At 59.8% G+C, this 24,671-nt stretch carries 23 protein-coding genes and 1 pseudogene; 20 read left to right on the forward strand and 4 right to left on the reverse strand.

The window, feature by feature from the left end:
- Positions 1 to 35 precede the first annotated feature (35 nt).
- Positions 36 to 734 carry a GntR family transcriptional regulator gene (locus L904_RS06595; RefSeq protein WP_031234148.1) on the forward strand — a complete coding sequence of 233 codons (699 nt, stop codon included), beginning with the start codon at positions 36 to 38 and terminating at the stop codon, positions 732 to 734.
- A 109-nt stretch (positions 735 to 843) separates the two neighbouring features.
- Complete coding sequence (locus L904_RS06600; protein ID WP_020811655.1) at positions 844 to 1,809, forward strand: dihydrodipicolinate synthase family protein; 966 nt, start codon at positions 844 to 846, stop codon at positions 1,807 to 1,809.
- Positions 1,810 to 2,098: 289 nt separating this feature from the next.
- On the opposite strand, the gene L904_RS06605 is transcribed toward L904_RS06600, so the two are convergent.
- Positions 2,099 to 3,136, reverse strand: coding sequence for an Ldh family oxidoreductase (locus L904_RS06605; RefSeq protein ID WP_020811656.1), 1,038 nt, complete (start codon positions 3,134 to 3,136; stop codon positions 2,099 to 2,101).
- A gap of 438 nt (positions 3,137 to 3,574) precedes the next feature.
- On the opposite strand from L904_RS06605, the gene L904_RS06610 reads away from it, so the two are divergent.
- The 7 genes and pseudogenes from L904_RS06610 (at position 3,575) to L904_RS06640 (ending at position 10,501) form a co-directional block, all read left to right on the forward strand.
- Complete coding sequence (locus L904_RS06610; RefSeq protein ID WP_020811657.1) at positions 3,575 to 4,381, forward strand: transporter substrate-binding domain-containing protein; 807 nt, start codon at positions 3,575 to 3,577, stop codon at positions 4,379 to 4,381.
- A gap of 72 nt (positions 4,382 to 4,453) precedes the next feature.
- A complete protein-coding gene (locus L904_RS06615; RefSeq protein WP_003521708.1) occupies positions 4,454 to 5,119 on the forward strand; it encodes an amino acid ABC transporter permease in 666 nt (221 codons plus the stop codon).
- A gap of 12 nt (positions 5,120 to 5,131) precedes the next feature.
- Positions 5,132 to 5,785 carry an amino acid ABC transporter permease gene (locus L904_RS06620; protein WP_020811658.1) on the forward strand — a complete coding sequence of 218 codons (654 nt, stop codon included), beginning with the start codon at positions 5,132 to 5,134 and terminating at the stop codon, positions 5,783 to 5,785.
- A pseudogene (locus tag L904_RS06625) lies at positions 5,778 to 6,499 on the forward strand (amino acid ABC transporter ATP-binding protein). The gene L904_RS06620 and the pseudogene L904_RS06625 overlap by 8 nt, the downstream one beginning before the upstream one ends.
- Positions 6,499 to 7,740, forward strand: coding sequence for an FAD-binding oxidoreductase (locus L904_RS06630; protein ID WP_020811660.1), 1,242 nt, complete (start codon positions 6,499 to 6,501; stop codon positions 7,738 to 7,740). The pseudogene L904_RS06625 and the gene L904_RS06630 overlap by 1 nt, the downstream one beginning before the upstream one ends.
- Before the next feature lie 12 nt (positions 7,741 to 7,752).
- Positions 7,753 to 9,462, forward strand: coding sequence for an aconitase X (locus tag L904_RS06635; RefSeq protein WP_059762578.1), 1,710 nt, complete (start codon positions 7,753 to 7,755; stop codon positions 9,460 to 9,462).
- 10 nt (positions 9,463 to 9,472) lie between these two features.
- Positions 9,473 to 10,501 (forward strand): proline racemase family protein, encoded by a 1,029-nt coding sequence (locus L904_RS06640; protein ID WP_020811661.1) that lies wholly within the window; start codon positions 9,473 to 9,475, stop codon positions 10,499 to 10,501.
- A 203-nt stretch (positions 10,502 to 10,704) separates the two neighbouring features.
- Here L904_RS06640 and L904_RS06645 read toward each other — a convergent pair whose 3' ends face one another.
- Entirely contained in the window at positions 10,705 to 11,727 is a 1,023-nt protein-coding gene (locus L904_RS06645) for a LacI family DNA-binding transcriptional regulator (protein ID WP_031234149.1), read from the reverse strand.
- A 157-nt stretch (positions 11,728 to 11,884) separates the two neighbouring features.
- On the reverse strand, positions 11,885 to 12,205 hold the full coding sequence (locus tag L904_RS06650; RefSeq protein ID WP_003505663.1) for a hypothetical protein: 321 nt from the start codon (positions 12,203 to 12,205) through the stop codon (positions 11,885 to 11,887).
- Positions 12,206 to 12,499: 294 nt separating this feature from the next.
- Between L904_RS06650 and L904_RS06655 the strand changes: the two genes are divergently transcribed.
- The 6 genes from L904_RS06655 (at position 12,500) to L904_RS06680 (ending at position 18,790) form a co-directional block, all read left to right on the forward strand.
- Positions 12,500 to 13,303 (forward strand): transporter substrate-binding domain-containing protein, encoded by an 804-nt coding sequence (locus tag L904_RS06655; RefSeq protein ID WP_020811663.1) that lies wholly within the window; start codon positions 12,500 to 12,502, stop codon positions 13,301 to 13,303.
- Positions 13,304 to 13,370: 67 nt separating this feature from the next.
- On the forward strand, positions 13,371 to 14,075 hold the full coding sequence (locus L904_RS06660; RefSeq protein ID WP_003505665.1) for an amino acid ABC transporter permease: 705 nt from the start codon (positions 13,371 to 13,373) through the stop codon (positions 14,073 to 14,075).
- Positions 14,072 to 14,731 carry an amino acid ABC transporter permease gene (locus tag L904_RS06665; RefSeq protein ID WP_003521700.1) on the forward strand — a complete coding sequence of 220 codons (660 nt, stop codon included), beginning with the start codon at positions 14,072 to 14,074 and terminating at the stop codon, positions 14,729 to 14,731. Before L904_RS06660 ends, L904_RS06665 begins: the two co-directional genes overlap by 4 nt.
- Positions 14,712 to 15,443, forward strand: coding sequence for an amino acid ABC transporter ATP-binding protein (locus L904_RS06670; protein ID WP_003521699.1), 732 nt, complete (start codon positions 14,712 to 14,714; stop codon positions 15,441 to 15,443). The genes L904_RS06665 and L904_RS06670 overlap by 20 nt, the downstream gene beginning before the upstream one ends.
- A gap of 23 nt (positions 15,444 to 15,466) precedes the next feature.
- Positions 15,467 to 16,402: a 2-hydroxyacid dehydrogenase gene (locus tag L904_RS06675; RefSeq protein ID WP_020810587.1), complete on the forward strand. Its 936-nt coding sequence runs from the start codon at positions 15,467 to 15,469 to the stop codon at positions 16,400 to 16,402.
- A 213-nt stretch (positions 16,403 to 16,615) separates the two neighbouring features.
- Positions 16,616 to 18,790, forward strand: coding sequence for a bifunctional diguanylate cyclase/phosphodiesterase (locus L904_RS06680; protein WP_020810588.1), 2,175 nt, complete (start codon positions 16,616 to 16,618; stop codon positions 18,788 to 18,790).
- Here L904_RS06680 and L904_RS27610 read toward each other — a convergent pair.
- Positions 18,770 to 19,156 carry a hypothetical protein gene (locus L904_RS27610; protein WP_155246275.1) on the reverse strand — a complete coding sequence of 129 codons (387 nt, stop codon included), beginning with the start codon at positions 19,154 to 19,156 and terminating at the stop codon, positions 18,770 to 18,772. The two genes, L904_RS06680 and L904_RS27610, sit on opposite strands and share 21 nt — an antisense overlap.
- A gap of 92 nt (positions 19,157 to 19,248) precedes the next feature.
- Here L904_RS27610 and L904_RS06685 point away from each other — a divergent pair, with 92 nt between their 5' ends.
- The 5 genes from L904_RS06685 (at position 19,249) to L904_RS06705 (ending at position 24,667) form a co-directional block, all read left to right on the forward strand.
- Positions 19,249 to 20,292 carry a porin gene (locus L904_RS06685; protein WP_020810589.1) on the forward strand — a complete coding sequence of 348 codons (1,044 nt, stop codon included), beginning with the start codon at positions 19,249 to 19,251 and terminating at the stop codon, positions 20,290 to 20,292.
- Between the two features lie 325 nt (positions 20,293 to 20,617).
- Positions 20,618 to 21,247 (forward strand): flavin reductase family protein, encoded by a 630-nt coding sequence (locus tag L904_RS06690; RefSeq protein ID WP_020810590.1) that lies wholly within the window; start codon positions 20,618 to 20,620, stop codon positions 21,245 to 21,247.
- Between the two features lie 347 nt (positions 21,248 to 21,594).
- On the forward strand, positions 21,595 to 22,530 hold the full coding sequence (locus L904_RS06695; protein WP_020810591.1) for a LysR family transcriptional regulator: 936 nt from the start codon (positions 21,595 to 21,597) through the stop codon (positions 22,528 to 22,530).
- Between the two features lie 104 nt (positions 22,531 to 22,634).
- Positions 22,635 to 23,114: a formate dehydrogenase subunit gamma gene (locus L904_RS06700; RefSeq protein ID WP_031233968.1), complete on the forward strand. Its 480-nt coding sequence runs from the start codon at positions 22,635 to 22,637 to the stop codon at positions 23,112 to 23,114.
- Complete coding sequence (locus tag L904_RS06705) at positions 23,111 to 24,667, forward strand: NADH-quinone oxidoreductase subunit NuoF (RefSeq protein WP_020810593.1); 1,557 nt, start codon at positions 23,111 to 23,113, stop codon at positions 24,665 to 24,667. The genes L904_RS06700 and L904_RS06705 overlap by 4 nt, the downstream gene beginning before the upstream one ends.
- Positions 24,668 to 24,671 lie beyond the last annotated feature (4 nt).

Here is a 24,671-nt window from a genome sequence, read left to right on the forward strand (position 1 = left end):
ATAGTACTCTTTATGTCGACAAGAGGGATTTGATGATGACGGATATAATTGCTTCTGCCGAGCGCAAGCGCGGCTCCGGCGTGAAGATGGTCTATGATCTGCTGCGCGACGAGATTCTCGATCTGGTTCTGCCGCCGGGCAGCCCCATCGATGAGGTGCAACTTGCCGAAAGGTTCAAGATGTCGCGCACGCCGATCCGCGAGGCGCTGGTGCGGCTTTCGGGCGAGGGGCTGATCGATACGCTGCCGAACCGTTCGACCATGGTGTCGAATATCGATTTCCTCAACATGCACACCTATTTCGATGCGCTGGTGTTGATGTATCGGGTAACGACGCAGCTTGCCGCGCAATATCACCGTCCGGAGGATCTGGCCGGAATCCGCGCCCATAATGCGGAATTCGCCATTGCGGTGGAGGAGCAGGATGCGCTGGCGATGATTTCCACCAATGCCGCCCTGCATCTTTCCATCGCCGAGGCCGGGCGCAATCCCTATTTTACCAGCCTGTTCAAGCGGCTGCTGGACGAGGGACGACGCATCCTCCGGCTTTATTACCAGTCCTATGACGATCGTTTGCCGAAGCGTTTCGTCGACGATCATGATGAGATCATCGCGGCTATCGCTGCGCGTGATACCGTTCTTTCCGAGAAACTGGCCCGTGAGCACGCCGAGCAGATCGTGCGGCAGGTGCAGAAACTGCTGGTGCGAAACGAGCGTCTGGAAATAAATCTGTAGCTTGTCGATTTCTTGTCGACAAATAAAATACAAGATTGTAATGTCCTTGTCGAAAGGGTGGCGCGGAGGTGCGTCCATTCCCGAAAAACATGTCCCTTAGGAGCTTGAAATGACGGCCAGCATTTTTTCCGGCGTGATTCCCGCCTTGATGACCCCCTGCAAGGATGATCGCACCCCTGATTTCGATGCGCTTGTTCGCAAGGGCAAGGAACTGATTGCCGATGGCATGTCGGCCGTCGTTTATTGCGGCTCCATGGGCGACTGGCCGCTCCTGACGGACGAGCAGCGCATGGAAGGCGTGGAGCGCCTGGTGAAAGCCGGCATTCCGGTCATCGTCGGCACCGGCGCGGTCAACACGGCATCTGCCGTTGCCCATGCCGCTCACGCCCAGAAGGTTGGCGCCAAGGGCCTGATGGTCATTCCGCGCGTCCTGTCGCGCGGTTCGGTCATCGCTGCCCAGAAGGCGCACTTCAAGGCCATCCTCTCGGCCGCACCGGAAATCCCGGCCGTCATCTACAACAGCCCCTATTACGGCTTCGCTACCCGCGCCGATCTCTTTTTCGCGCTGCGCGCCGAGCACAAGAACCTCGTCGGCTTCAAGGAATTCGGCGGCCCGGCCGATATGCGTTACGCTGCCGAAAACATCACCAGCCGCGATGACGAGGTGACCCTGATGATCGGCGTCGATACGGCTGTTTTCCATGGCTTCGTCAATTGCGGCGCCACCGGTGCCATCACCGGCATCGGCAATGTTCTGCCGAAGGAAGTCATTCACCTCTGCAAGCTGTCGCAGGCCGCCGCCAAGGGCGATGCAGATGCCCGCGCCCGCGCGCTGGAGCTGGAACAGGCGCTCGCCGTTCTCTCGTCTTTCGATGAAGGCCCGGATCTGGTTCTCTATTTCAAGCACATGATGGTGCTGAAGGGCGACAAGGAATACACGTTGCACTTCAACGAAACCGACGCCCTGACCGAAAGCCAGCGCGGCTATGTCGAGGCGCAGTTCAAGCTGTTCAACAGCTGGTATGCCGACTGGAGCAAGCTGCCGGGTGCGGTTCAGGCCTGCAAGGCTGCCTGAGCAGTCGCTGACGTGAAGACAATAGGCCCGCAACTGCGGGCCTTTTTTGTATGTGATGAGGTTTGATGCCTCTCGTCCGTCATGCCGGACTAGATCCGGCATCCAGCCACGGCGCGTCTGCGCCGTGAAAGAGTCTTCCGCGATCAAGGACTTGATCGCGCTGGACCCCGGATCTAGTCCGGGGTGACGGAGCGGCTATGCTATGCAGTCGCAAAGAAAGCTGAGTGACGCTGTCGTTATGAGAAAGCCCGCGATTGCGGGCTTTTTTTATTTCCACATCCAAACGCGGTCAGGAAACCGCGTCCAGCCCCTTTTCCAACAGCCGGTCGAGCCCGGCCATTTCGGCGGCGGTGAGGGTAATGCCTTCGCTTTCGGACTTCGCGCGTGCAGTGAAGCGGCGGCCCGAGGGCAGGCGGGCGCCCTGGCCGATGATGGCGTCGAACAGCACTTCCGCGCGCTGGAAAGGATCGCCGGGGCGCCCCTTGGCGAAGGCCTCAGGCGAAAAAGCGACGATCAACTCGCCATGGGTCGGGGCAAGCGTGGTGGTGCCGAGAAATTCGAGCGCTTCGGGGCTGGTGAGATCGCCGATCATGATGCCGGCGAGAAGCTCGATCATCGTGCCGATGGCCGATCCCTTGTGGCCGCCAAAGGGCAGCATGGAGCCGGCAAGGGCCGCTTCCGGGTCAGTCGTCGGCTTGCCGTCGGCATCCAGAGCCCAGCCTTCCGGCAGGGGCTTTCCGGCCCGCCGGTGTAGTTCTATTTCACCTCGGGCCGCAACCGAGGTCGCGAAATCAAAGACATAAGGGGAGGTGTCCTTGCGCGGCCAGCCGAAGGCGAAGGGGTTGGTGCCAAGCAGAGGCTTGGTTCCGCCGGTGGGCGCAACGGTGGAATAGCTCGGGCACATGACCAGCCCGGCGAGACCATTCGAGGTAAGGCCCTCGACTTCCGGCCAGAGCGCCGAGAAATGCGTGCAGTCATTGATGACGAGTGCAGCGATCCCCGCACGTTTCGCTCGCTCCACCAGAACCGGCAGACCAAGTTCGAAGGCGGGGTTGGCGAAGCCGCCACGGGCATTGACCTTGACGATGGCCGTGCCGTCGTCTTCAGCCACTTCAGGTATGGCGTCGGGCTTCACCTTGCCCGCCTTGACGGTGCGGAGCGCGCCTTCGATACGGTAGATGCCGTGGGACTTGCAGGCGTCCCGCTCACCGGCAGTAATGACCCGCGCCAGCGCTCCCGACTGTACATCATTCACCCCGGCCCTCAAAAAAATCGACTCGACCCGCTGGAAAAGTGCCTCAATGGTCAAAGTGGTCGTGTCGCTCATCATAGTCCTCCGATAGGGCTCGCACATTTTGAATACATAAAGTATACAAAGGCGTGAGTATTGCAACGTGTCTTTTCGATGAAGCTCAGTCCGAGCAGAAGGTGACCCTCTCAAACACGAAGACACCTTAAGCCGTCATTCCTTTGCTTGTTACAAAAATCCGGTCGGCGCGTCTGCGCGTCGGAAAGCCTTTTTTAGCCCAAAGATTTGGGCAGGCCAGATTCCTGTGACAAGTACAGGAAGGAGGGATTCTGGATGTCTCGCCCATCTTGTCGCTCCCCCGCGCTGGCATGCGTAATCATCCGCGATACCTCATCAGTTCGCACATGCAAAAATTCTTTTTGTATACTCGTTGTATTTTTATGTTGATTTATCGCCGCCATAGGGAAATAGTGACCGCGCCTTCAAGGGCAGACCAATTGTGGGAGCAAATAAAGAATGAAAAAATCGGTCATCGTCGCCGGCCTCCTGGCCGCCACTTTCGCTATTACGCCGGCCAAGGCCGACAAACTTGACGACATCATTTCGTCCGGCACGCTGCGTTGCGCCGTCGTGCTCGATTTCCCGCCCATGGGCGCGCGTGATGACGCCAACAACCCAATCGGCTTCGATGTCGATTATTGCAACGATCTTGCCAAGGCGCTCGGCGTCACGGCTGAAATCGTCGAAACGCCGTTCCCCGAGCGCATTCCGGCGCTGATGTCCGGCCGCGTCGATGTCGGCGTTGCGTCCACCTCCGATACGCTGGAGCGCGCCAAGACGGTCGGCATGACCGTGCCTTACTTCGCTTTCGAAATGGCCGTTACCGCCAACGACAAGTCGGGCATCAAGTCCTTTGAGGACATGAAGGGCAAGACGGTCGGCGCGACTGCCGGCACGTTCGAAGCCATCGCGCTCGAAAAGACGGTCAAGGAATGGGGCACCGGCGAATTCCGTCCGTACCAGACGCAGGCCGATGTGTTCCTCGCGCTCAGCCAGGGCCAGATCGACGCCACCGTCTCCACCTCGACGGTTGCGCAGTCCAACGTCAAGGGCGGCAAGTTCGCGGGCATCTCCGTGGTAGGCAAGGCGCCCTATGACATTGACTATGTCGCGCTCTTCACCAACCGTGACGAATACGGCTTCATCAACTACCTGAACCTCTTCATCAACCAGCAGGTTCGCACCGGCCGTTACGCCGAACTCTATGAAAAATGGGTTGGCGGCGAAGTTCCTGCGCTCACCGTCAACGGCGTTTATCGCTGATCAGGACTTTTCGTAAACGGCGCGGTCAAGATGATCGCGCCGTTGATCGTTTCTGAAAAGGCGGGACGCTTAATGTTCAATTATACATTCCACTGGAATCAGGCGCTGAAGGCTCTGCCGCAGCTTCTGGACGGTGCGGTGGTGACGCTGCAGATCGCCATTCTGTCGATGGTGATCGGTCTTTCCTGCGCCATCGTGCTGACGCTGTTCCGGCTTTCCGGCAACCGCATTCTCGGCGCTTTCGCCGCCGTCTGGGTGGAAATCGCCCGCAACACGCCGGCGCTGTTCCAGATTTACATGGCCCATTTCGGCCTTGGCAATTTCGGCATTCATTTGAGCCCCTATACCGCGCTTCTGGTCGGTATCGCCTTCAACAATGCCGGTTATCTCGCGGAAAATTTCCGTGGCGCGCTGAAAGCCATTCCCGATACGCAGACGCGCTCGGGCCGTTCGCTAGGCATGACCTCGATGCAAACCTTCCGGCTGATCATCCTGCCGCAGATGCTGCGCGTTGCGTTCCTGCCTGCCACCAACCAGATGGTCTGGGCAATTCTCATGACCTCGCTCGGTGTCACGGTCGGCATGAATACGGATCTCGCCGGCGTCACGCAGGCGCTCAATGCGCGCTCGTTCCGCACCTTCGAATTCTTCGCGCTCGCCGCGGTCATCTATTACGTGATCGCCAAGATCGTCACGCTCGCCGCCCGTCTGCTGGCCGCGCGTCTGTTCCGTTATTGAGAGAGGTGAGCCATGTTTGAAACCGCTCTCACCTGGAGTGATCTCGCCTTCCTGGCCAAGGGTGCCGGCATGACGCTTGCCGTCACCGCCGTCGCCGTCACGGCGGGCACCATCATGGGGATCATCTTCGGTATCATCCGTTTCCAGTTCGGCTCCTATTGGTCGCTGCCGCTGACCTTCGTGCTGGATATTTTCCGTTCCGTGCCGCTGCTCATCCAGCTCGTGCTCGGCAACGCCTTCCAGTCGATCGCCAAGCTCGGCTGGCCGCCATTCACTACCTCCTGCGTGGTGCTGTCGCTTTATACGGCGGCCTATTGCACCGAGATCGTGCGCGGCGGCATCGATGCCGTGCCGTCGAATACGCGCCGCGCCTGCCGTTCGCTGGGCATGACCTGGTCGCAGGACATGCGCTACATCGTGCTGCCGCTCGCCACCCGCGTGTCGCTGCCCGCATGGATCGGGCTCACGCTCGGTGTCATGAAGGATTCGGCCCTAGTGCTGTGGCTCGGCCTCATCGAGCTTCTGCGCGCCTCGCAGATCCTCGTCACCCGCCTGCAGGAACCGCTGACGATCCTGATGATCTGCGGCGCCATCTACTTCCTTATCAGTTTCCCCATCGCCCGTTTCGGCGGGTATCTCGAAAGACGGTGGTCCCCCAATGATTGAGATCGAAAACTCCGCAAATCCTTCGGCCCGCTGGAGGTTCTGAAAGGGATCAACCTCACCGTCAACAAGGGCGAGGTGGTCACCATCATCGGCGGCTCCGGTTCCGGCAAGTCGACGTTGCTGACCTGCATCAACGGCCTGGAGCCGATCGATAGCGGCAAGATCGTCATCGACGGCACGGAAGTGCATGCGAAGTCCACGGACCTCAACAAGCTGCGCCGCAAGGTCGGCATCGTCTTCCAGCAATGGAACGCTTTCCCGCATCTGACGGTGCTCGAAAACGTCATGCTCGCCCCGCGCAAGGTGCTCGGTATTTCCAAGGAGCAGGCCGAGGAAATCGCGGTGAAGCAACTGACCCATGTGGGTCTTGCCGAAAAGCTGAAGGTCTATCCGAACCGCATGTCGGGTGGTCAGCAGCAGCGTATGGCGATTGCCCGTGCGCTTGCCATGTCGCCGGAATATATGCTGTTCGACGAAGTCACCTCGGCGCTCGACCCGATGCTGGTGGGCGAAGTGCTCGATACGCTGAAGATGCTGGCGGATGAGGGCATGACGATGATCTGCGTCACCCATGAAATGGCCTTCGCGCGTGATGTCTCGAACCGCGTTGCCTTCTTCCATCAGGGTGTGATGGCGGAAATCGGCACGCCGGACCAGCTGTTCGGCGCGCCGCAGCACGCTGAAACGCAGAAATTCCTGGCGAGCGTGCGGTAATGCCAGCCAATGATGTCATCGTCATCGGGGCCGGCGTCGTCGGCCTCTCGGCGGCAATTGCGGCGCAGGGACGTGGCCTCTCGGTCACGGTCATCGACCGCGAGGGACCGGCGGCAGGCGCGTCCGCCGGCAATGCCGGTGCCTTCGCCTTCACCGATATCCTGCCGCTGGCATCGCCAGGCATTCTATGGAAGGCGCCGAAGTGGCTTCTCGATCCGCTCGGTCCGCTCAGCGTGCCGCCTTCCTATGCACTGAAGATCGCGCCATGGATTTTCCGGTTCTGGCGGGCCTGCGCCGCTTCGAAGGTGGAACATTCGACCGCCGCCCAGACCGCGCTGATGGATCTCGCGAAGGCCGAGCTGGAGCCGTTCCTGAAAAAGACCGATACCATCGCCATGCTGCGCAAGGAGGGCAACCTCCAGGTCTATGAAAGCGAGGCGGAATTCGAAGCCTCGCTTCCCGGCTGGAAGGCGCGCGAGCGGCACGGCATCGAGTTCCGGCATCTCAATGCCGAACAGATGGCTGAGATACAGCCCGGCATCGCGCCGCGTTTCACCTGCGGCACGTTCACGCCCGGCTGGTATTCCATCGCCGACCCCAAGCTTTATACGCTGGCGCTGGCCGACCATTTCCGCACCATTGGCGGCCGTATCGAATGCCTCGATATCGCTTCGCTCAGGCCGCTGGAAGACGGCGTCGAGGTAGTGAGCCATGATGGGCGCACCCGCAAGGCCGCCAGGGTGGTGCTGGCAGCCGGCGCCTTTTCGCATCGCATCGCCCGTTCGCTCGGGGAAAAAATTCCGCTGGAAACCGAACGGGGGTATAATACGACCCTGCCGTCTGGCGCCTTTGATCTGCGCACGCAGGTGACCTTCGGCGGCCATGGTTTCGTCGTCACGCGGCTTTCCTCCGGCATCCGCGTTGGTGGCGCGGTTGAATTGGGCGGGCTGGAGCTCCCGGCCAATTTCGCCCGTTCCGAAGCGCTGCTGACCAAGGCGAAAGCCTTCCTGCCGGGCCTGAAAACCGAAGGCGGCAAGCAGTGGATGGGCTTTCGCCCCTCGCTGCCGGACAGCCTGCCGGCCATCGGGCAAGCACGGCACACGGCGCGGGTGGTTTATGCTTTCGGCCACGGGCATCTGGGGTTGACGCAATCGGCGGGCACGGCCCGCATCGTCGCCGATCTTCTGACGGGGCAAAAACCCGCCATCGATACAAGGGCATTTTCGCCGCAACGCTTCTGACGGGGATTTCCGATGTCTTCTTCCCTCTCGACAACAGCCGTTCCTGAAGCCCGCAGCATTTTGGCCGGTTCGGCCGAAGGTCCCGTGATTGCGACGACCGAAGCGCTGAGTTTCTGGGGCGGGGTCGATCCCGCCACCGGCAGGGTCATCGACGTGCACCACCCATTGCATGGCATCTGTCTCACCGGCGGCGCGCTGTTCATGCCCACCAGCCGTGGCTCCTGTACCGGTTCGGGCGTCTTGCTCGATCTTATCCTGACGGGCCGTGCGCCCTCGGCGCTGGTCTTCTGCGAGGCCGAGGACGTGCTGACGCTGGGCGCGCTGATCGCCGCCGAAATGTTCGGCAAGCCTTTGCCGGTGCTGCGCCTCGACGCGGAAAATTTCGCCCGGTTCTCGAAAGCCCTTCATGTCCGTATCGATGAGACGGCAATCGAGGCCGATGGCGTTTCCCTTCTCATCACGCCGCCGGCGACGGCGCATCTCGATCTCAGGGATGACGACCGGGCCATGCTCGAAGGACGCGATGGCATCGCCGTGCAGCAGGCCATGCGCATCACCGTCGCCATGGCCGCCCAGCAGGGGGCATCGGCGCTTGTCGATGTCACGCAGGGCCATATTGACGGTTGCATCTATGCCAGCCCCGCCAATCTCACCTTCGCGGAAAAAATGGCGGAGATGGGTGCGAAGGTACGGGTGCCGACGACCATGAACGCCATTTCGGTGGACAAGGCGCATTGGCGCGCGCAGGGCATGCCGGAGGATTTCGGCGACCCGGCCGCAAGGCTGGCGGATGCCTATGTGCGCATGGGCTGTCGCCCGACTTTCACCTGTTCGCCTTACCTGCTCGACAGCGCGCCGCAGGCCGGCGACATGATCGCCTGGGCCGAATCGAACGCGGTGATCTTCGCCAATACGGTTCTTGGCGCGCGCACGGCGAAACATCCGGATTTTCTCGATCTCTGCATCGCGCTGACGGGCAGGGCGCCGCTTGCCGGCGTCTATCTGGAGGAAAATCGGCGTCCTCAGCGCATCGTCAATGTGGCGTTGCCGCAGGGTGTGGATGATGCCTTCTGGCCGCTCATCGGTTATCTGGCGGGCAAGGCCGCGCCGGATTGCATTCCGCTGCTGCGCGGCCTTGGCCCTGCGAAGCCGTCACGGGATGATCTAAAGGCGCTCTGCGCCGCTTTCGGCACCACCTCCGCTGCGCCCATGCTTCATATAGAGGGCGTAACGCCGGAAGCCGCTCTTCCGCCTCTCCAAACGGCCGATATCGTCACTGTCTTGCCCTCCGACATGGCCGCCGGCTGGTCGCTTCTCAATGAAGGACCGGAAGAGGTGCAACTTGTCGCCATCGGCAGCCCGCATGCCTCGCTGGAGGAGTGCCACGCGCTTGCGGCTGAATTTGCCGGCCGCCGGCGTCACGCGGATGTCGCCGTCATCGTCACAGCCGGCCAGCAGGTCATCGATGCGGCCGGGCAGGACGGCACTTTGCAAAACCTGCGCGACAGCGGCGTGCAGGTGCTGCCTGATCTTTGCTGGTGCTCTATTTCCGAGCCGGTTTTCCCGACGAAGACCCGTGCCCTGATGACGAATTCCGGCAAATACGCCCATTACGGACCCGGCCTCAGCGGCCGCGCAGTGCGCTTCGGCAGCCTTGCCGATTGCGTTGAAAGCGCGCTGACCGGCCGTGCTCCATCCCTTCTTCCTTCATGGCTTTCCTAAGGAGTTTTGAATGCGCAGTATCAAGACCGTTCATGTCATTTCCGCCCATGCGGAAGGCGAGGTGGGGGATGTGATCGTCGGCGGTGTCAGGCCGCCGCCGGGCGAGACGATCTGGGAGCAGAGCCGCTTCATCGCTCGCGATGAGACGCTGCGCAATTTCGTGCTCAACGAGCCGCGCGGCGGCGTGTTCCGTCACGTCAACCTGCTGGTGCCGCCGAAACATCCGGATGCGGATGCAGCCTTCATCATCATGGAGCCGGAAGATACGCCGCCCATGTCCGGTTCCAACTCCATCTGCGTTTCCACCGTGCTTCTCGATGGCGGCATCGTGCCGATGCAGGAGCCGGAAACCCATATGCTGCTGGAAGCGCCGGGCGGGCTGGTGAAGGTGCGTGCCGAATGCCGCAACGGCAAGGCCGAGCGCATTTTCGTGCAGAACCTGCCGAGCTTTGCCGCAAAACTCGATGTCGAACTCGATGTCGAAGGCCTCGGTACGCTGAAAGTGGACACGGCCTATGGCGGCGACAGCTTCGTCATCGTCGATGCCGAGGCGATGGGCTTTAGCCTGAAGCCGGAAGAGGCGCATGAGATTGCCCGCCTCGGCGTGCGCATCACCAATGCCGCCAACAAGGCTTTGGGCTTCGACCATCCGGAAAACCCGGACTGGAAACATTTCTCCTTCTGCCTGTTTGCCGGCAAGGTGGAGCGCACGGCCGAAGGTCTCAGGGCAGGGGCGGCCGTTGCCATCCAGCCGGGCAAGGTGGACCGTTCGCCAACGGGCACGGCGCTTTCAGCCCGCATGGCGGTGCTGCATGCGCGCGGCGAGATGAAGGAAGGCGAAACCCTGACGGCGGTGTCGCTGATCGGCTCCACCTTCACCGGCCGTATTCTCGGAACCACCAAGGTCGGCGATCGTCCGGGCATCCTGCCGGAAATCTCCGGCCGCGGCTGGATCACCGGGATCCATCAGCACATGCTCGATCCGTCCGATCCGTGGCCGGAAGGATATCGTCTGACGGATACGTGGGGTGCGCGGTAAGTTGGGCCTTTAAAGGTCTATAGCCCAGATCGGGCTGCATTGGTTCGGCGTCTTTCTTCTCCCCGTCGGGGAGAAGATGGCCAGAAGGGTCAGATGAGGGGGCAACGTTGCCGGATTTCGGAGAGCTTGCCCCCTCATCCCGCTGCCGCGGACTTCTCCCCCTTGGGGAGAAGAAACAAGTGGCGCCCGCTCTAGCTAGAGCCTCACCCACCCAGCCGCTTCGTCGTCTCCCGCACGATCAGCTCGAACCCGACATCAACCCTTGCACCCTCGGGAACAATGGCATCCTTTTCCGCCTCCAGTATCGAAAGCAGCAACTCGCCCGCTTTGCGGCCGATCATCTGGGCATCGACGCGGATCGTTGAAATCGCCGGATAACATTGCCGGCCGATATCGAAGTCGCCGAAGCCGAGGATGGAAATGCGGTCAGGGACACTGATTCCCCTTCGATGACATTCCATCAGCGCGCCGACGGCGGAAATATCCGACACGGCGAAGATGGCCTCGACATCTGGCGCCTTGGCCAGCAGCGAGCCGAGGGTCTTTGCCCCGTGGTCATAGGAGACGGGGGCGCTGCCTTCGCGGATGATGAGATCGTCGGCAATGCCGGCTTCACGCAGGGCCGCACCAAAGCCGAGCAGGCGGCTTTCGCCGCGCCAGTCCTTCACATCGCCATCGGCCCTTGAGCCAAGCGCGCCGATTCGCTTGAAGCCAAGCGATATCAGATGTTTGGCGGCGGTTCTTCCCACTTCGTAGTTGGAAAAACCGACCGCATGATCGATCGGGTGTTCCGGCACATCCCAGATTTCCACGATCGGAATACCGGCGCGCATCAAAACTTCGCTCGCCATCTTGGTATGCACCGTGCCGGCGACGACGATGGCATCGGGGCGGCGCTCCATCATGGTACGGATGACGCGTTCCTCCTCCTGCAGATCGTACATCGTATAGCCGATCAGCAACTGGTAGTCGGCGGCGCGCAGCGCATTGGCAAGCCCCTGTGCGCTATCGGCGAAGTTGGAGTTGGTGAGCGTCGGCAGGATGGCGGTGATGAAATTGGTGCGGCGGGAGGATAGCGAACCGGCAATCCGGTCCGGCACATAGCCCAGCTTCTCGATGGCCTTCATCACCTTCTGGCGTGTCTCTTCCGACACCAGCGCGGGATCGGCCAGCACCCGCGAAACGGTCATCTTGGAGACGCCCGCGAGTTTCGAGACATCGCTCATGGTTGCTTTTTTTGACGTGACTAACGCTGCGGCCAAGGGCGTGCGCTCCACCAAAGCATGTCTCCCTAAATTCGAACCGGTTCAGGACAAGACATACACGAAGATATCAAGGGAAAGCACGCCGTATGATTGCAGATCGATGCGGCGTGCACCGGATTTATGCGACGCGGCTATAGACCAGATGGTAAAAACGCCCGTCGCACATGCTCATCATCTCATCCGTCAGCACCCGGCCTTCCAGCCGGACGGGGGAAACCAACGCTTCCTCCACCGCCTCCATCGACGGATAGTCGATTTCCTGGACCATGATGATCGAGGCGGCGTCCGGGTCCGTGCGCTCGGTGCGCATCACCCGCACCGCCTGTGCATTCGGCATGCGTTTCCAGACCGGCAGCAATTTCTCCTCGACGATGCGGAAAAACTCCTCCTCCCGGCCGGGGTGAATCCTGCCTTCGAAAATTGCCGAGCGTGTGTACATGTTTCCTCCCGAATGAATGCCGACCGAAACAGTTCTGTAGATCGGACTTGCAATGATACCGATAACATGCATTATTGATCCTGCCAAGAACGTGAAACGGTGTCGAACAGAGGAAAATCGATAACCAGCCGAAAACATTGAATTTCATAGGATATTCATCTGGTTTTGTGCTTTCGCGGTTTCTTGGGAGGAGTTTTTAGTCAATCGCGTTAAAATGTTATCGAGAACATTTTTCGGTTTGCGCAAGGCCGCTGTTCCATTTTGGGCAGCCACTATAAGGTTGGAGGAGAAACCATGAGCATATCCAGATTTCTGAAGAACATGACCGTTGCCGTCGGTGTTGCAGCAGCAACGCTTGCCGCAACCACGTCCGCCCATGCCGTCTCGATCAGCGAGATCACGGCACGCGGCAAGGTCAAGATCGGTGTTCTGACCGGTGCGCCGCCGATGGGCATGGTGGATGAGAAGGGCAATCCTTCCGGTTACGACGTGGATGTCGCCAATCTCATTGGTTCTTACCTGTCGCTGCCGGTGGAACTGGTGCCGCTGACACCGCCTGCGCGTATTCCCGCACTTCAGACCGGTAAGGTCGATTTCCTTGTTGCTACGCTTGCGCCGACCGGCGAGCGCGCCAAGACCGTCATGTTCACGCAGCCCTACAGCGCCTTCAACATGGACATCATTTCCGGCAAGGACCAGAAGTTCGAAAATCTCGACAGCCTCAAGGGCAAGCGCGTTTCGGTCAATCGCGGTTCCTCGCAGGAAACCGCGCTGCGCAAGGCCAATGTCGAAGGTCTCGAAATCGTCGTTTACGAAGACGATTCCACCAGCGCCCAGGCTTTGCTCGCCGGTCAGGTGGATGCCGTGGCCCTGCCGTCCACGGTTGGCGAGGCGATCATCAAGCAGCGTCCGGAAGCCGGTCTGCAGGTTGGTTTCACCTTCTTCCAGCAGGGCAACTCCATGGCGACCAAGCTTGAGGATTTCGAGCTGCGCCAATGGCTGAACACCTCCATCTATCTCATGAAGATGTCCGGCGATCTCGACCGCATCTCGGTCAAGTGGACCGGCCGTCCGCTGCCGCAATTGCCAAGCTTCTGATTGAGCCTTTCAACGCGCCCGTCGGGAAACACTCCGGCGGGCCCGGGAAATGTCAACGGAGTGACGCATGTCCTATACATTCCAATTCGGCGCGCTCGCCCAGTATCAGAATGAGATTCTGAACGGCATATGGCTGACGATCAAACTGTCGGTCCTGTCCATCGTGCTCGGCTGCGCTTTCGGCATTCTTTTGGCCTCGCTGCGGTCCATCAATGGCGGCATCGTCCGCATCATCGTGGACGGTTATGTGGAAGTCATCCGCAATACGCCGTTTCTCGTGCAGCTTTTCATCGTTTATTTCGGCCTGCCGGGCCTCGGCTTCAGGGTAGGGGCGGATACGGCGGCGCTGATCGGCATGACAATCAACCTCGCGGCCTATTCGACCGAGATCATCCGCGCCGGCATCGAGGCGGTGCACAAGTCGCAGATCGAGGCGGGCGAGGCGCTCGGCTTCACCAAGTACCAGATCTATCGCCACGTCATCATCGTGCCCGCCATCGCCAAGGTCTATCCCTCGCTGTGCAGCCAGTTCGTGCTGATGATGCTTGCATCGAGCATATGTTCGGCCATTTCCACCCATGAGCTTGCGGCTGCCGCAGCCTTCGTGGAATCGCAGACCTATCGCTCCTTCGAGGTCTATATCGTCGTCACGCTTATCTATCTTGCGCTGGCGCTCAGCCTGCGGCTCATCCTTGCCCTTGTCGGCATGTGGCTGTTCGGCCGTCGCGTTGCCCGCAAGACGATGACCGCCATGCCGGAGGTGCAGTCATGACTCTTCGAACTTTCGGCTGGAACGAATTCGGCTTCCTGCTGACCGCCCTGCAATGGACCGTGCTTCTGACGATCATTGCGCTTATAGGCGGTGGCATTGTCGGCTTCTTCGTGGCGCTCGCCCGCACCTCGAATTTCAAGGCGCTGCGCATTGCCGCCGGCACCTATATCCAGGTGATCCAGGGCATTCCGGTGCTGATGATCCTGTTCCTGTCCTATTACGGCCTCAGCCTTGCCGGGCTGGAACTGCCGCCGCTCTTTGCCGCCGGCGCCTCGATGACGATTTATACATCGGGTTACCTCGCGGAAATCTGGCGCGGCTGCATCCAGGCGGTGCCGAAGCAGCAATGGGAGGCGTCGGAATCGCTGGCGCTGACCCGCGCCCAGCAATATCGCTACGTCATCCTGCCGCAGGCGATCCGCATTTCGCTACCGCCGACCGTCGGTTTCGCCGTTCAGGTCGTCAAGAATACGTCCATCGCATCGATCATCGGTTTCGTCGAACTGGCGAGAGCGGGGCAGCTCATCAACAATGCCACGTTCCAGCCGTTCCGCGTCTTCGTCGCCGTGGCCGTGCTTTATTTCATCGTCTGCTACCCGTTGTCCCAGCTCTCGCGTTGGCTGGAAAGGAGGCTTCATGCCGGAAGTAATCGTTGAAAACGTTCACAAGAGCTTTGGCGCTCTGGAAGTCCTCAAAGGCGTGTCGCTGACGGTCGGCCGCGGTGAAGTCTTCGCCCTCATCGGCCGCTCGGGTTCGGGCAAGAGCACGCTGCTGCGCTGCATGAACGGGCTGGAGAAGATCAATTCCGGCCGTATCGAAATCGCCGGTCATGCGATTGGCGAAGATGCCAAGGCGCTGCGCAAGCTGCGCACCGATGTCGGCATCGTGTTCCAGAGCTATAACCTTTTCCCGCATCTGACCGTCGGCGAAAACATCATGCTCGCGCCGCGCATCGTCAAGGATGTGGCGAAATCGGAAACGAAGGATATTGCCCGCGAGGTTCTGCAACTTGTCGGCCTGTCGGAGAAATTCGATTCCTATCCGGATCAGCTTTCTGGCGGCCAGCAGCAGCGCGTGGCGATTGCCCGTTCGCTCGCCATGCGGCCGAAGGTGATGCTGTTCGACGAGGTGACCTCGGCGCTCGATCCTGAATTGACCGAGGAAGTGCTGACCGTCATGGAAAACCTCGCCAAAGACGGCATGACCATGATCCTCGTGACCCATGAAATGGCCTTTGCGCGCCGCGTGGCGACCGAAACCATCTTCATGCACAAGGGCAAGATCTGGGAGCAGGGCCGTTCTTCCGAACTCTTCGCCAACCCGCAAACGCCGGAACTCCGGCAATTCGTCAAGGCCGATGTGAAGTAGTTCACCGGCGCAAAGGAAACTCCATGACCACTGAAATCGTGCAATTGTGCCCGCTCATCCCGGCACTGGAAGGCGAACTCGCCGAGCGCTTCACCGTGCATCGCCTGTTCGAGGCTGCTGACAAGGCGGCGTTCCTTGCTGACAAGGGTGCTTCCATCCGCGGCGTCGTCACCGGCGGCCATATCGGTCTGCCGGCGGATATCGGCGCCGCACTTCCCAATCTTGAAATTGTCGCCATCAACGGCGTCGGTTTCGACAAGGTCGATCTGGCCGAAGCCAAGCGACGCGGTTTCCGCGTCTCCAATACGCCTGATGTGCTGACAGCCGATGTCGCCGACCTCGCGCTTGGCCTCGTTCTGGCGCAGGCGCGTAAGCTGCCGCAGGCCGACCAGCATGTGCGCACCGGCCAATGGCTGAAAGGCGATATGGGGCTTTCCACCCGCGTGGCCGGCCGCCGTTACGGCATATTCGGCCTCGGCCGCATCGGTCAGGCAATCGCAAAGCGGCTTGAAGGTTTCGATGCGCGCATTTCCTACACCGCCAGAAACCGCCGCGATGTTGCCTATGATTATTATGACAGCATCGAGGCGCTTGCCGCCAATTGCGACGTGCTGATCATCGCCGCCGCCGCTACTGCCGAAACGCGCCATATCGTTAATGCGGATGTGCTGAAGGCGCTTGGACCGCAGGGCGTGCTCGTTAATGTGGCGCGCGGTTCGCTGGTGGATGAAAAGGCGCTGGTCGAAGCTCTTGCGGACGGCACGATCGGTGGCGCGGCGCTGGATGTCTTCGAGGATGAGCCGCGTGTGCCGGAAGCGCTTTTCGCTTTCGACAACGTCACGCTCGCTCCGCATGTCGGCAGCGGCACGCACCAGACGCGCCGCGCCATGGCTGATCTCGTTCTCGCCAATCTCGATGCCCATTTTGCCGGCAAAGAACTGCCGACGCCGGTGGTTTGACGGTCAACGAATTGCCGCCTGTGGTTTTGACGGCGCAGCTTCGGTTGCGCCGTTTTGATTCAGGGAGGTTGCTGCAAAAGGCTGGTTTCCCGGCAATCTACTGTCGTTGTTCATATTTATATAATACGTATAATCCTACTATTCTGCTTCCTTATAAAATGATGAGGCGGAGAGGTGCGTTCCAAAGGCCCGAAGACACCCGTGCAGAACCGGATGTCGCGAAAAAAGCGCGATGTCACGCCATCCGCCACTCCTGACATGAGCGAAAACAGCAATCCTTCCGACCGGCACGCGCTTCTGGAAGCGATGATCGACCACGTGCCGGATTTTATCTATGCCAAGGATCTGGAAGGGCGCTTTCTTTTCGCCAATCGCGCCATCGTCACCGAAAACGGCTTTGACACCGTCGAGCAACTGATCGGGCTCACCGACTACGATATTAACGGTGAAGCGGCGCAGCGCGCCGGCATTCCCGATACCGAGGCGCGGGTGATGCGCACCGGCGAACCGGATCTCGGTTACGAGGAACGCGCCATGCGCGGCGATATCGATCGCTGGCTCATGATGTCGCGCGTGCCGCTGAAGGACAAGGCCGGCAACATCATCGGCGTGGTCGGCGCCTCGCGGGATATAACCCAGAAAAAGGCCTCGGAAAGACTGCTTCAGGCGCAGGCGCATATTCTGGAAATGATCGTCGCGGCGGCGCGTATCGAGGATTTTCTCGAGGAGTTCGTCAAGGCCATCGAAAATCTCGCGACCGGACTGGCCTGCGCGGTGCGGGTGTTCGATGCGGCGGAAGGGGAGCCTTCCGTTTACGCCTCGCCGGCACTGGCGCAGCAGGAGGGGCTGGTCGCACTTGTTTCCAGCGTCAGCGATCCTGAGAGCCTTGTCCATCCGGCAGAACACATGGCCTTCAGTTTCGATATTCCCGCCAGCGAAGGCAAGGCGCATGGTTTCGTCTGGTGCATGCTGGCCGGCCGCCAGCCGGATGCGGCGCTGGTGGAATTTATCGGCGCTGCGGCGCGTATGGCGGGGCTGGCGATCGATCGCAAAAGGGCGGCGGAGCATATCGCCTTCCTGGCGGATCACGACATGCTGACCCGGCTGCCGAACCGCCGTTTCCTCGATACGAGACTGCCGGAAATACTGGCGGCGGCGGCAAAGGCGAACCGAAGGGTCGGTATCGGTTTTCTCGATCTCGACAATTTCAAGCAGATCAACGATACGCTCGGCCACAGCATCGGCGACGCGTTGCTGTCGAAAGCCGCCGAGCGCATTGCGAAAAGCCTCCGGAAGAACGATCTCGTTCTCAGGGTGGGCGGCGACGAGTTCGTCATCATTCTCGAAGAGCGCAGGGACGATGTCGAAAACCGCCTGCAGCGCATCCGCGCCGCTGTCTCGCAGCCATTGCGTATCGGCAATTACGATATCAAGGTCACATGCAGCATCGGCATGGCCTTTTTCCCGGAACATGGGGAAACCACGGCGGAAATCGTCGCGGCGGCCGATCTCGCCATGTATGAAGCCAAACATACCGGGCGCGACAGCATTGCCACCTTCACCCCGAATATGGCGGATGATCTGAGAAAGAAGTTCACCCGCATCGAGGAACTGCGCAAAGCCGTGAAGAGGGACGAGTTTGTGCTGCACTTCCAGCCGCAGGTCGATCTTTTCAGCGGCCGGATCAGCGGCGTGGAGGCGCTGGTGCGCTGGCAGCACCCCACGGAAGGTCTGCTCGGTCCCGCGGAATTCATCGGGCTTGCAGAAGAAACCGGTCTGATCGTCGAACTCGGAGAAAGCATTCTCGAAAAGGCCTGTCGTCAGGCGCAGGCATGGGCCGCCGCCGGCCTGTCGCCCGTCAAAATGGCGGTCAATATCTCTCCGCGGCAGTTTCAGGGCGGGCTGGTGCAGCAGATCAGGTCGGTGCTCAAGGAAACCGGCCTTACGCCGTCCCTGCTGGAAATCGAAATCACCGAGACGCTTATCATTCAGGATGTTGAAACATCGGTGCGGATCATGCGGGCCATCAAACAGATGGGCGTCAGCCTGGCGCTGGATGATTTCGGTATCGGTTATTCCTGCCTCGGCATGCTCAAGACATTCCCGCTGTCCTGCATGAAGATAGACCGCTCGTTCCTCACCCATCTGCCGGAAAAGACCAAGGACAGCGCCATTGTCTCGATCATGATCCAGCTTGCCGGGTCTCTGGGCATCGATGTTATTGCCGAAGGCGTGGAAGCCGGCGAGCAGGCGACATTTCTGCGTGATGCCGGCTGCCCCTACGGTCAGGGTTACTACTTCAGCCGCCCGGTGCCGGCAGAGGCGATCGAAGACATGCTGGCGAAGACGACGATATTCGCGACTGGTTTACCCGAAAACAGCCCATAGGCTGCCCGGACGACCGGTTGTTTCAGAGCTGCCAGATATGGCTTTCCTGAGAGGCCGGGCGGACGTTTTGCCGCCTGCGTCCTTTCCTTTTTCTCGACGAAAACCACTTTGCTTCCCCATGCCCGCGAGTGCTGACGCCTCCCGATCCGGACGGGACGGGAGCGTTTGTTGTTTTGGTGTCTTATAATTTAGTAATTGAAGACAATATTTAAAAGTAATAAATTCTATTATTTTGAAATAATAATAAGAAATATTATATTTTAAACTATTAAATTGTTGTAATTTTACTACGAAATTAAATTGTGTACTTTGTCTGTATTTGTATTTCGTCGATTTAAATTGCGAGTCTGCGGCAACTTCTGTCATTTGCTGAATCAGCGCAGGGAGGCGGGCGGCAGGGAAAAGACCAGCCCTCAAATTTGCGCATTCGTTGAAAAATTTTTGACTGGAGATTACAAATGAACATCAAGAGCCTTCTCATCGGCTCCGCTGCGGCTCTCGCAGCAGTATCCGGCGCACAGGCCGCTGACGCTATCGTCGCTGCCGAGCCCGAGCCCATGGAATATGTTCGCGTCTGCGACGCTTTCGGCACCGGCTTCTTCTACATCCCCGGCACCGAAACCTGCCTGAAGTTCCAGGGTTACGTCCGTTTCCAGACCAATTTCGGCCGTGATTCGTCTGGCACTTCTGACTGGGATTCGTTCACGCGCGCTCAGTTCGAAGTCGACACCCGCACCGACACCGAGCTCGGCGCTCTGCGCGGCTTCATCGGCCTGCGTGGCAACGCTGACTCCGGCGTTGGCAGCTCGACTGTCGGCACGAGTGGCAACCTCGGTTCCGGCGTTTTCGTCGATCAGGCTTTCATCGAACTCGGCGGCCTGAAGGTCGGTAAGTTCCTGAGCTGGTGGGACGATAGCCTCTCTGGCGAAACGGATGATCTTTCCTCTAATGCCCTGTTCAACTCCATTCGTTACACCTATGACGCTGGCTCCTTCTGGGCAGGTGTCTCGGTTGACGAACTCGAAGGCATCACCGTTGGTTCGTATAACGAGCGTGACAACAACATCGGTGTCGTTGCTGGCGTCGGTGCAAAGTTCGACAGCGTTACCCTTCAGCTTATCGGCGGTTATGACACCGATCGTGAAAATGGCTCGGTTCGTCTGATCGCAACGGCTGGCGTTGGTCCCGGCACGCTTGGTCTCTCCGGTGTTTGGGCTTCTGGCGCAAACGCTTACTACAACGCCTCCGAGTGGGCAGTCGCTGCTGAATATGCTATCAAGGCAACCGACAAGCTGAAGATCACCCCCGGCTTCCAGTACTATGGCGGCTATGGTCTCACTTCTTGGGACAACTTCTCCGACAACGACGCCTGGAAGGCTGGTCTGACGGTTGACTACAAGATCACCGATGGTCTCACCACGAAGCTCACCGCGAACTATCTGGACATCGACAATCGTCCTGAGCAGTGGACCGGCTTCCTCCGCCTGCAGCGCTCGTTCTAATAGAACCTAAAAACAAAAAGCATAGTAGGGTTAGACAACTCAGATCCACCCCGTTTCCGAACGGGTGAGTAACTAGCTCCAGTCAAAGTTTCTGACATGATGTCAGGTTTACTCCCCGGACCCCTCCAGGCCGGGGAGTTTTTGCGCTTATAGTCGATGCGTGGATGGCGGCTCCGTCTATTTGGTTGGAGAATGCGTGCGGGCTTGTTACTCCTCCTTTGCTCCCCAAATGTGATGCAGCAAAATCGGCTATCCCGTGATCAGGGCGATTGAGTAATTGTCTGCAATATGAAATATTATTGTATACAATAAACCGGGTGCTCCCATGGAATTCGATTTTACCGCGCTTGAGCCGCAGAGCCGTTATCGTTTGCTGACCAATTTTATCGGTCCACGGCCGATAGCGCTTGTCACGACGCGCTCGGCCGCTGGCCACAACAATGCCGCGCCGATGAGCTTTTTCAATGTTTTCTCCCATGATCCGCCGATCGTTGTTCTCGGCATCCAGCCGCGTGTGACGGGCGAGGAGAAGGATACGATGGCCAATATTCGTCGCACCGGCGAATTCGTCATCAACATGGTCGATATGGCTCTGTCCGAACAAATGCTCGTCTGCGGCCTCGGTTTCGACAGCGAAGTGGATGAACTTTCGATTGCCGGATTGACGGCCACGCCCTGCAGCAAGATCGATGCGAGCTTTGCGGCGGAATCGCCCTGCGCCTTCGAATGCCGTGTGGAGCGCCTGATCGATTATCCGCGCCGTACCCTTGTCCTGGGGGAAGTGGTGCACATGCATGTCCACAAGGATTGCCTCGATGCGGAGGGGCGTTATGTCGATCCGGACCGATATCAGCCGATCGCGCGCCTGCATGCCGATAATTACATCAGCTCGGATCGTCAGTTCGTCCTCAAGGCGCCCGCGATGACCGACTTCATCAAGCCGGATGGCGAGTGAAGGTTCTCGGCTGAAGCGCCGAATACCTTTTGCCTGCCGCCGCAAACTCGAGAGAATGAGAGGGCAGGGCATCGGGGCGGCGATGACGATTGGTTTCGTTTCCCGGCACTGTGCGGCAGGAGGCGAAACGACGGGTGGGTCAATGCCGCGATAAAGCTGCGTCCAGTGCGGTTGGAGTGGATGACCGAACGTCGACGCCATGACTGCCCGTGCCTGACGGAATCCAGTCTTGCCACCCCGCACGGTTTTCAGGAAAACAACGGCATCCATTTGCGGGCTTCCCCGCCTCGTTCTAGTGTTCTCCTGCTCGCACCATCCGCTGGGTCGCGAGCGACGCGGGAGGACGCATGATCGACAAGCTGGAATTTTTCATTGCATTGGCGCGCGCAGGGCATTTTGGCCGCGCGGCGGAGGAGTGCGGCGTTTCTCAACCCAGTCTCTCGGCCGCGATCCGGCAGCTGGAGGACCAGCTTGGTGTCGTTCTTGTGGTGCGTGCGGCGCGTTATCAGGGGCTGACACCGGAAGGCCAGCGTGTTCTCGAATGGGCGCGTCGCATCGTCGCCGATACGCGCACCATGCGTGAGGAAATGCGGGCGGCGCGCAAGGGTCTGGCGGGCCACATCCGGCTTGCGGTCATTCCGACGGCGCTTGCGATGGTGCCGCGATTGACGGAATCCTTTCAGGCGCGGCATCCCGACGTGACCTTTTCCGTGACGTCACGCACCTCGCTTCAGGTCCTGAGCCAGATCGAAAACCTCGAGATCGATGCGGGAATCAGCTATCTCGACAATGAACCTCTTGGCCGAGTGACCACGGTGCCGCTTTATTCGGAGCGATATCACCTGATTGCAGCAGCCGGAACGCCGCTCGCCGATCAGGAAAGCGTTACCTGGAAGCAGGTTTCAGGTCTTAGGTTATGCCTATTGACTTCGGATATGCAGAACCGCCGCATCATCAACAAGCATATGGCCGAAGCGGGCGTAGAGGTAAAACCGACATTGGAGTCCAACTCCATGATTGTGCTGTTTTCGCATATCCGAACCGGACAATGGGCTTCAATAATGCCGCGCAACATAGCGGAATCATTCGGTTTTCCAAAACAGATCAGAATGATACCGATTACCGAGCCGGATGCGGAGCATCTGGTGGGGTTGATCGCGACCTATCGCGAACCACACACGCCGCTCGTTTCCGCGCTTCTTCATGAGGCGCGCCAGCGCGCAGCGGCGATGGTTTTTGATAGGAATTTCCTATCGGTTGACGAAAACACATTATTGACCTGATCCGGCCGACCTCGCCATTCTCCCGAACCATGCAGGGGCTGCGCTGGCACTGAAACATGTGCCGCTCGCCATACCTGCCCCTGTCGGTTTGGGAGGACTGGCTTATGAATATCCGTGCGGTTGCCGCAGATGAGGCGGCCCGTGTTTCCGCTATCATTGACGAACTTCTCCACCTGGAGGGGCCATTGCTGCCCATTCTGCACGCGGTGCAGGAAGAATTCGGCTACATACCGGAAAGCGCCAAGCAGATCGTTGCATCCGCGCTGAATATATCGCGCGCCGAGGTTCATGGCGTCGTGACCTTCTATCCTGATTTTCGCGATCATCCGTCCGGCCGGCATGTGCTGAAGCTCTGTCGCGCCGAGGCTTGCCAGTCGATGGGTGGCGAACCTCTTGCGGACACCATCAAGTCCCGGCTCGGCCTTGACTGGCACGAAACGGCAGCCGACGGTTCCGTCACGCTGGAGCCGGTCTTCTGTCTCGGGCTTTGCGCACAGGCGCCCGCGCTGATGCTGGATGGCGAACTTCACGCACGACTGGACGAGCACTGTCTTGGCGACATTCTGGCGGAGGCGCGCCGATGAGTGTCACCGTTTTTGTTCCGGGCGATTCCGCCGCGCTTGCCGTTGGCGCAGACCGTGTCGCCGAAGCGATCGGCCGCGAGGCGGCCAGCCGCAATCTCGATGTGCATATTGTCCGCAATGGATCGCGCGGCATGCTCTGGCTTGAAGTGCTGGTGGAAGTGCGCACCGAACATGGCCGTATTGCCTACGGGCCGGTCAAGTCCAGCGACGTTGCCTCGCTTTTCGATGCGGGTTTTCTCACCGGCGGCGAGCATCGCCTCTGTCTCGGGCCGACGAAGGACATTCCGTTCCTGAAAAGCCAGACGCGCCTGACATTTGCCCGCTGCGGCGTTACCGATCCATTGTCGCTGGCGGATTATCGCGCCTATCAGGGCTTGAAAGGCCTCGAAAAAGCTGTCGCCATGGCGCCGCTCGATATCGTTGCGCAAGTGACCGAAAGCGGCCTGCGCGGACGCGGCGGCGCGGGTTTCCCGACCGGTATCAAATGGAAGACCGTCGCCGATGCGGTGGCCGACCAGAAATATATCGTCTGCAATGCCGATGAGGGCGACAGCGGCACCTTCGCCGACCGCATGATCATGGAAGGCGATCCCTTCGTGCTGATCGAAGGCATGGCGATTGCCGGCCTCGCCGTCGGCGCGACGAAAGGTTTCATCTATACGCGCTCGGAATATCCTTACGCCATCAAGGTCATGGAGCAGGCAATCGAAATCGCCCGCCGCGACGGGATCATCGGCCCATCCGTGCTCGGTTCCGGGCGGGCCTTCGATCTCGAAGTGCGCATGGGTGCCGGCGCCTATGTCTGCGGCGAGGAAACTTCGCTTCTGAACAGTCTGGAAGGCAAGCGTGGCACCGTGCGGGCCAAGCCGCCGCTTCCTGCTTTACAGGGCCTGTTCGGCAGGCCCACCGTCGTCAACAATGTGATTTCGCTCGCCTCCATTCCGGTCATCATGGATCGCGGCGCGGCATTCTATCGCGATTTCGGCGTCGGCCGCTCGCATGGCACCATCCCCATCCAGCTTGCCGGAAACATCAGGCATGGCGGGCTTTACGAGACCGCTTTCGGCCTGCCGCTCGGGCAGCTGGTCAATGATATCGGTGGCGGCACGATCACCGGTCGCCCCATCAAGGCGGTGCAGGTGGGCGGGCCGCTCGGGGCCTATTTCCCGGTTTCGCTGTTCGATACGATCTTCGACTATGAAGCCTTCACCGCCGCCGGTGGCCTGATCGGCCATGCCGGCATCGTGGTTTTCGACGCTACCGCCGATATGCTCCATCAGGCCCGGTTCGCGCTGGAATTCTGCGCCGTCGAAAGCTGCGGCAAGTGCACGCCCTGTCGCATCGGCTCCACGCGCGGTGTCGAGACGGTGGACAGGATTGCGCTCGGCATCGAGCGGGAGAAAAATACGGCACTCCTCGCAGACCTCTGCGAAACCATGAAATTCGGTTCGCTCTGTGCGCTCGGCGGTTTCACGCCCTATCCCGTCATGAGCGCGCTCCGGCATTTCCCTGATGATTTTGCCCCCACCCCACGTGTTGAAGCGGCGGAGTAAGACC

It is taken from the genome of Agrobacterium sp. LY4 (assembly GCF_001526585.1).
GTDB lineage: Bacteria > Pseudomonadota > Alphaproteobacteria > Rhizobiales > Rhizobiaceae > Agrobacterium > Agrobacterium leguminum.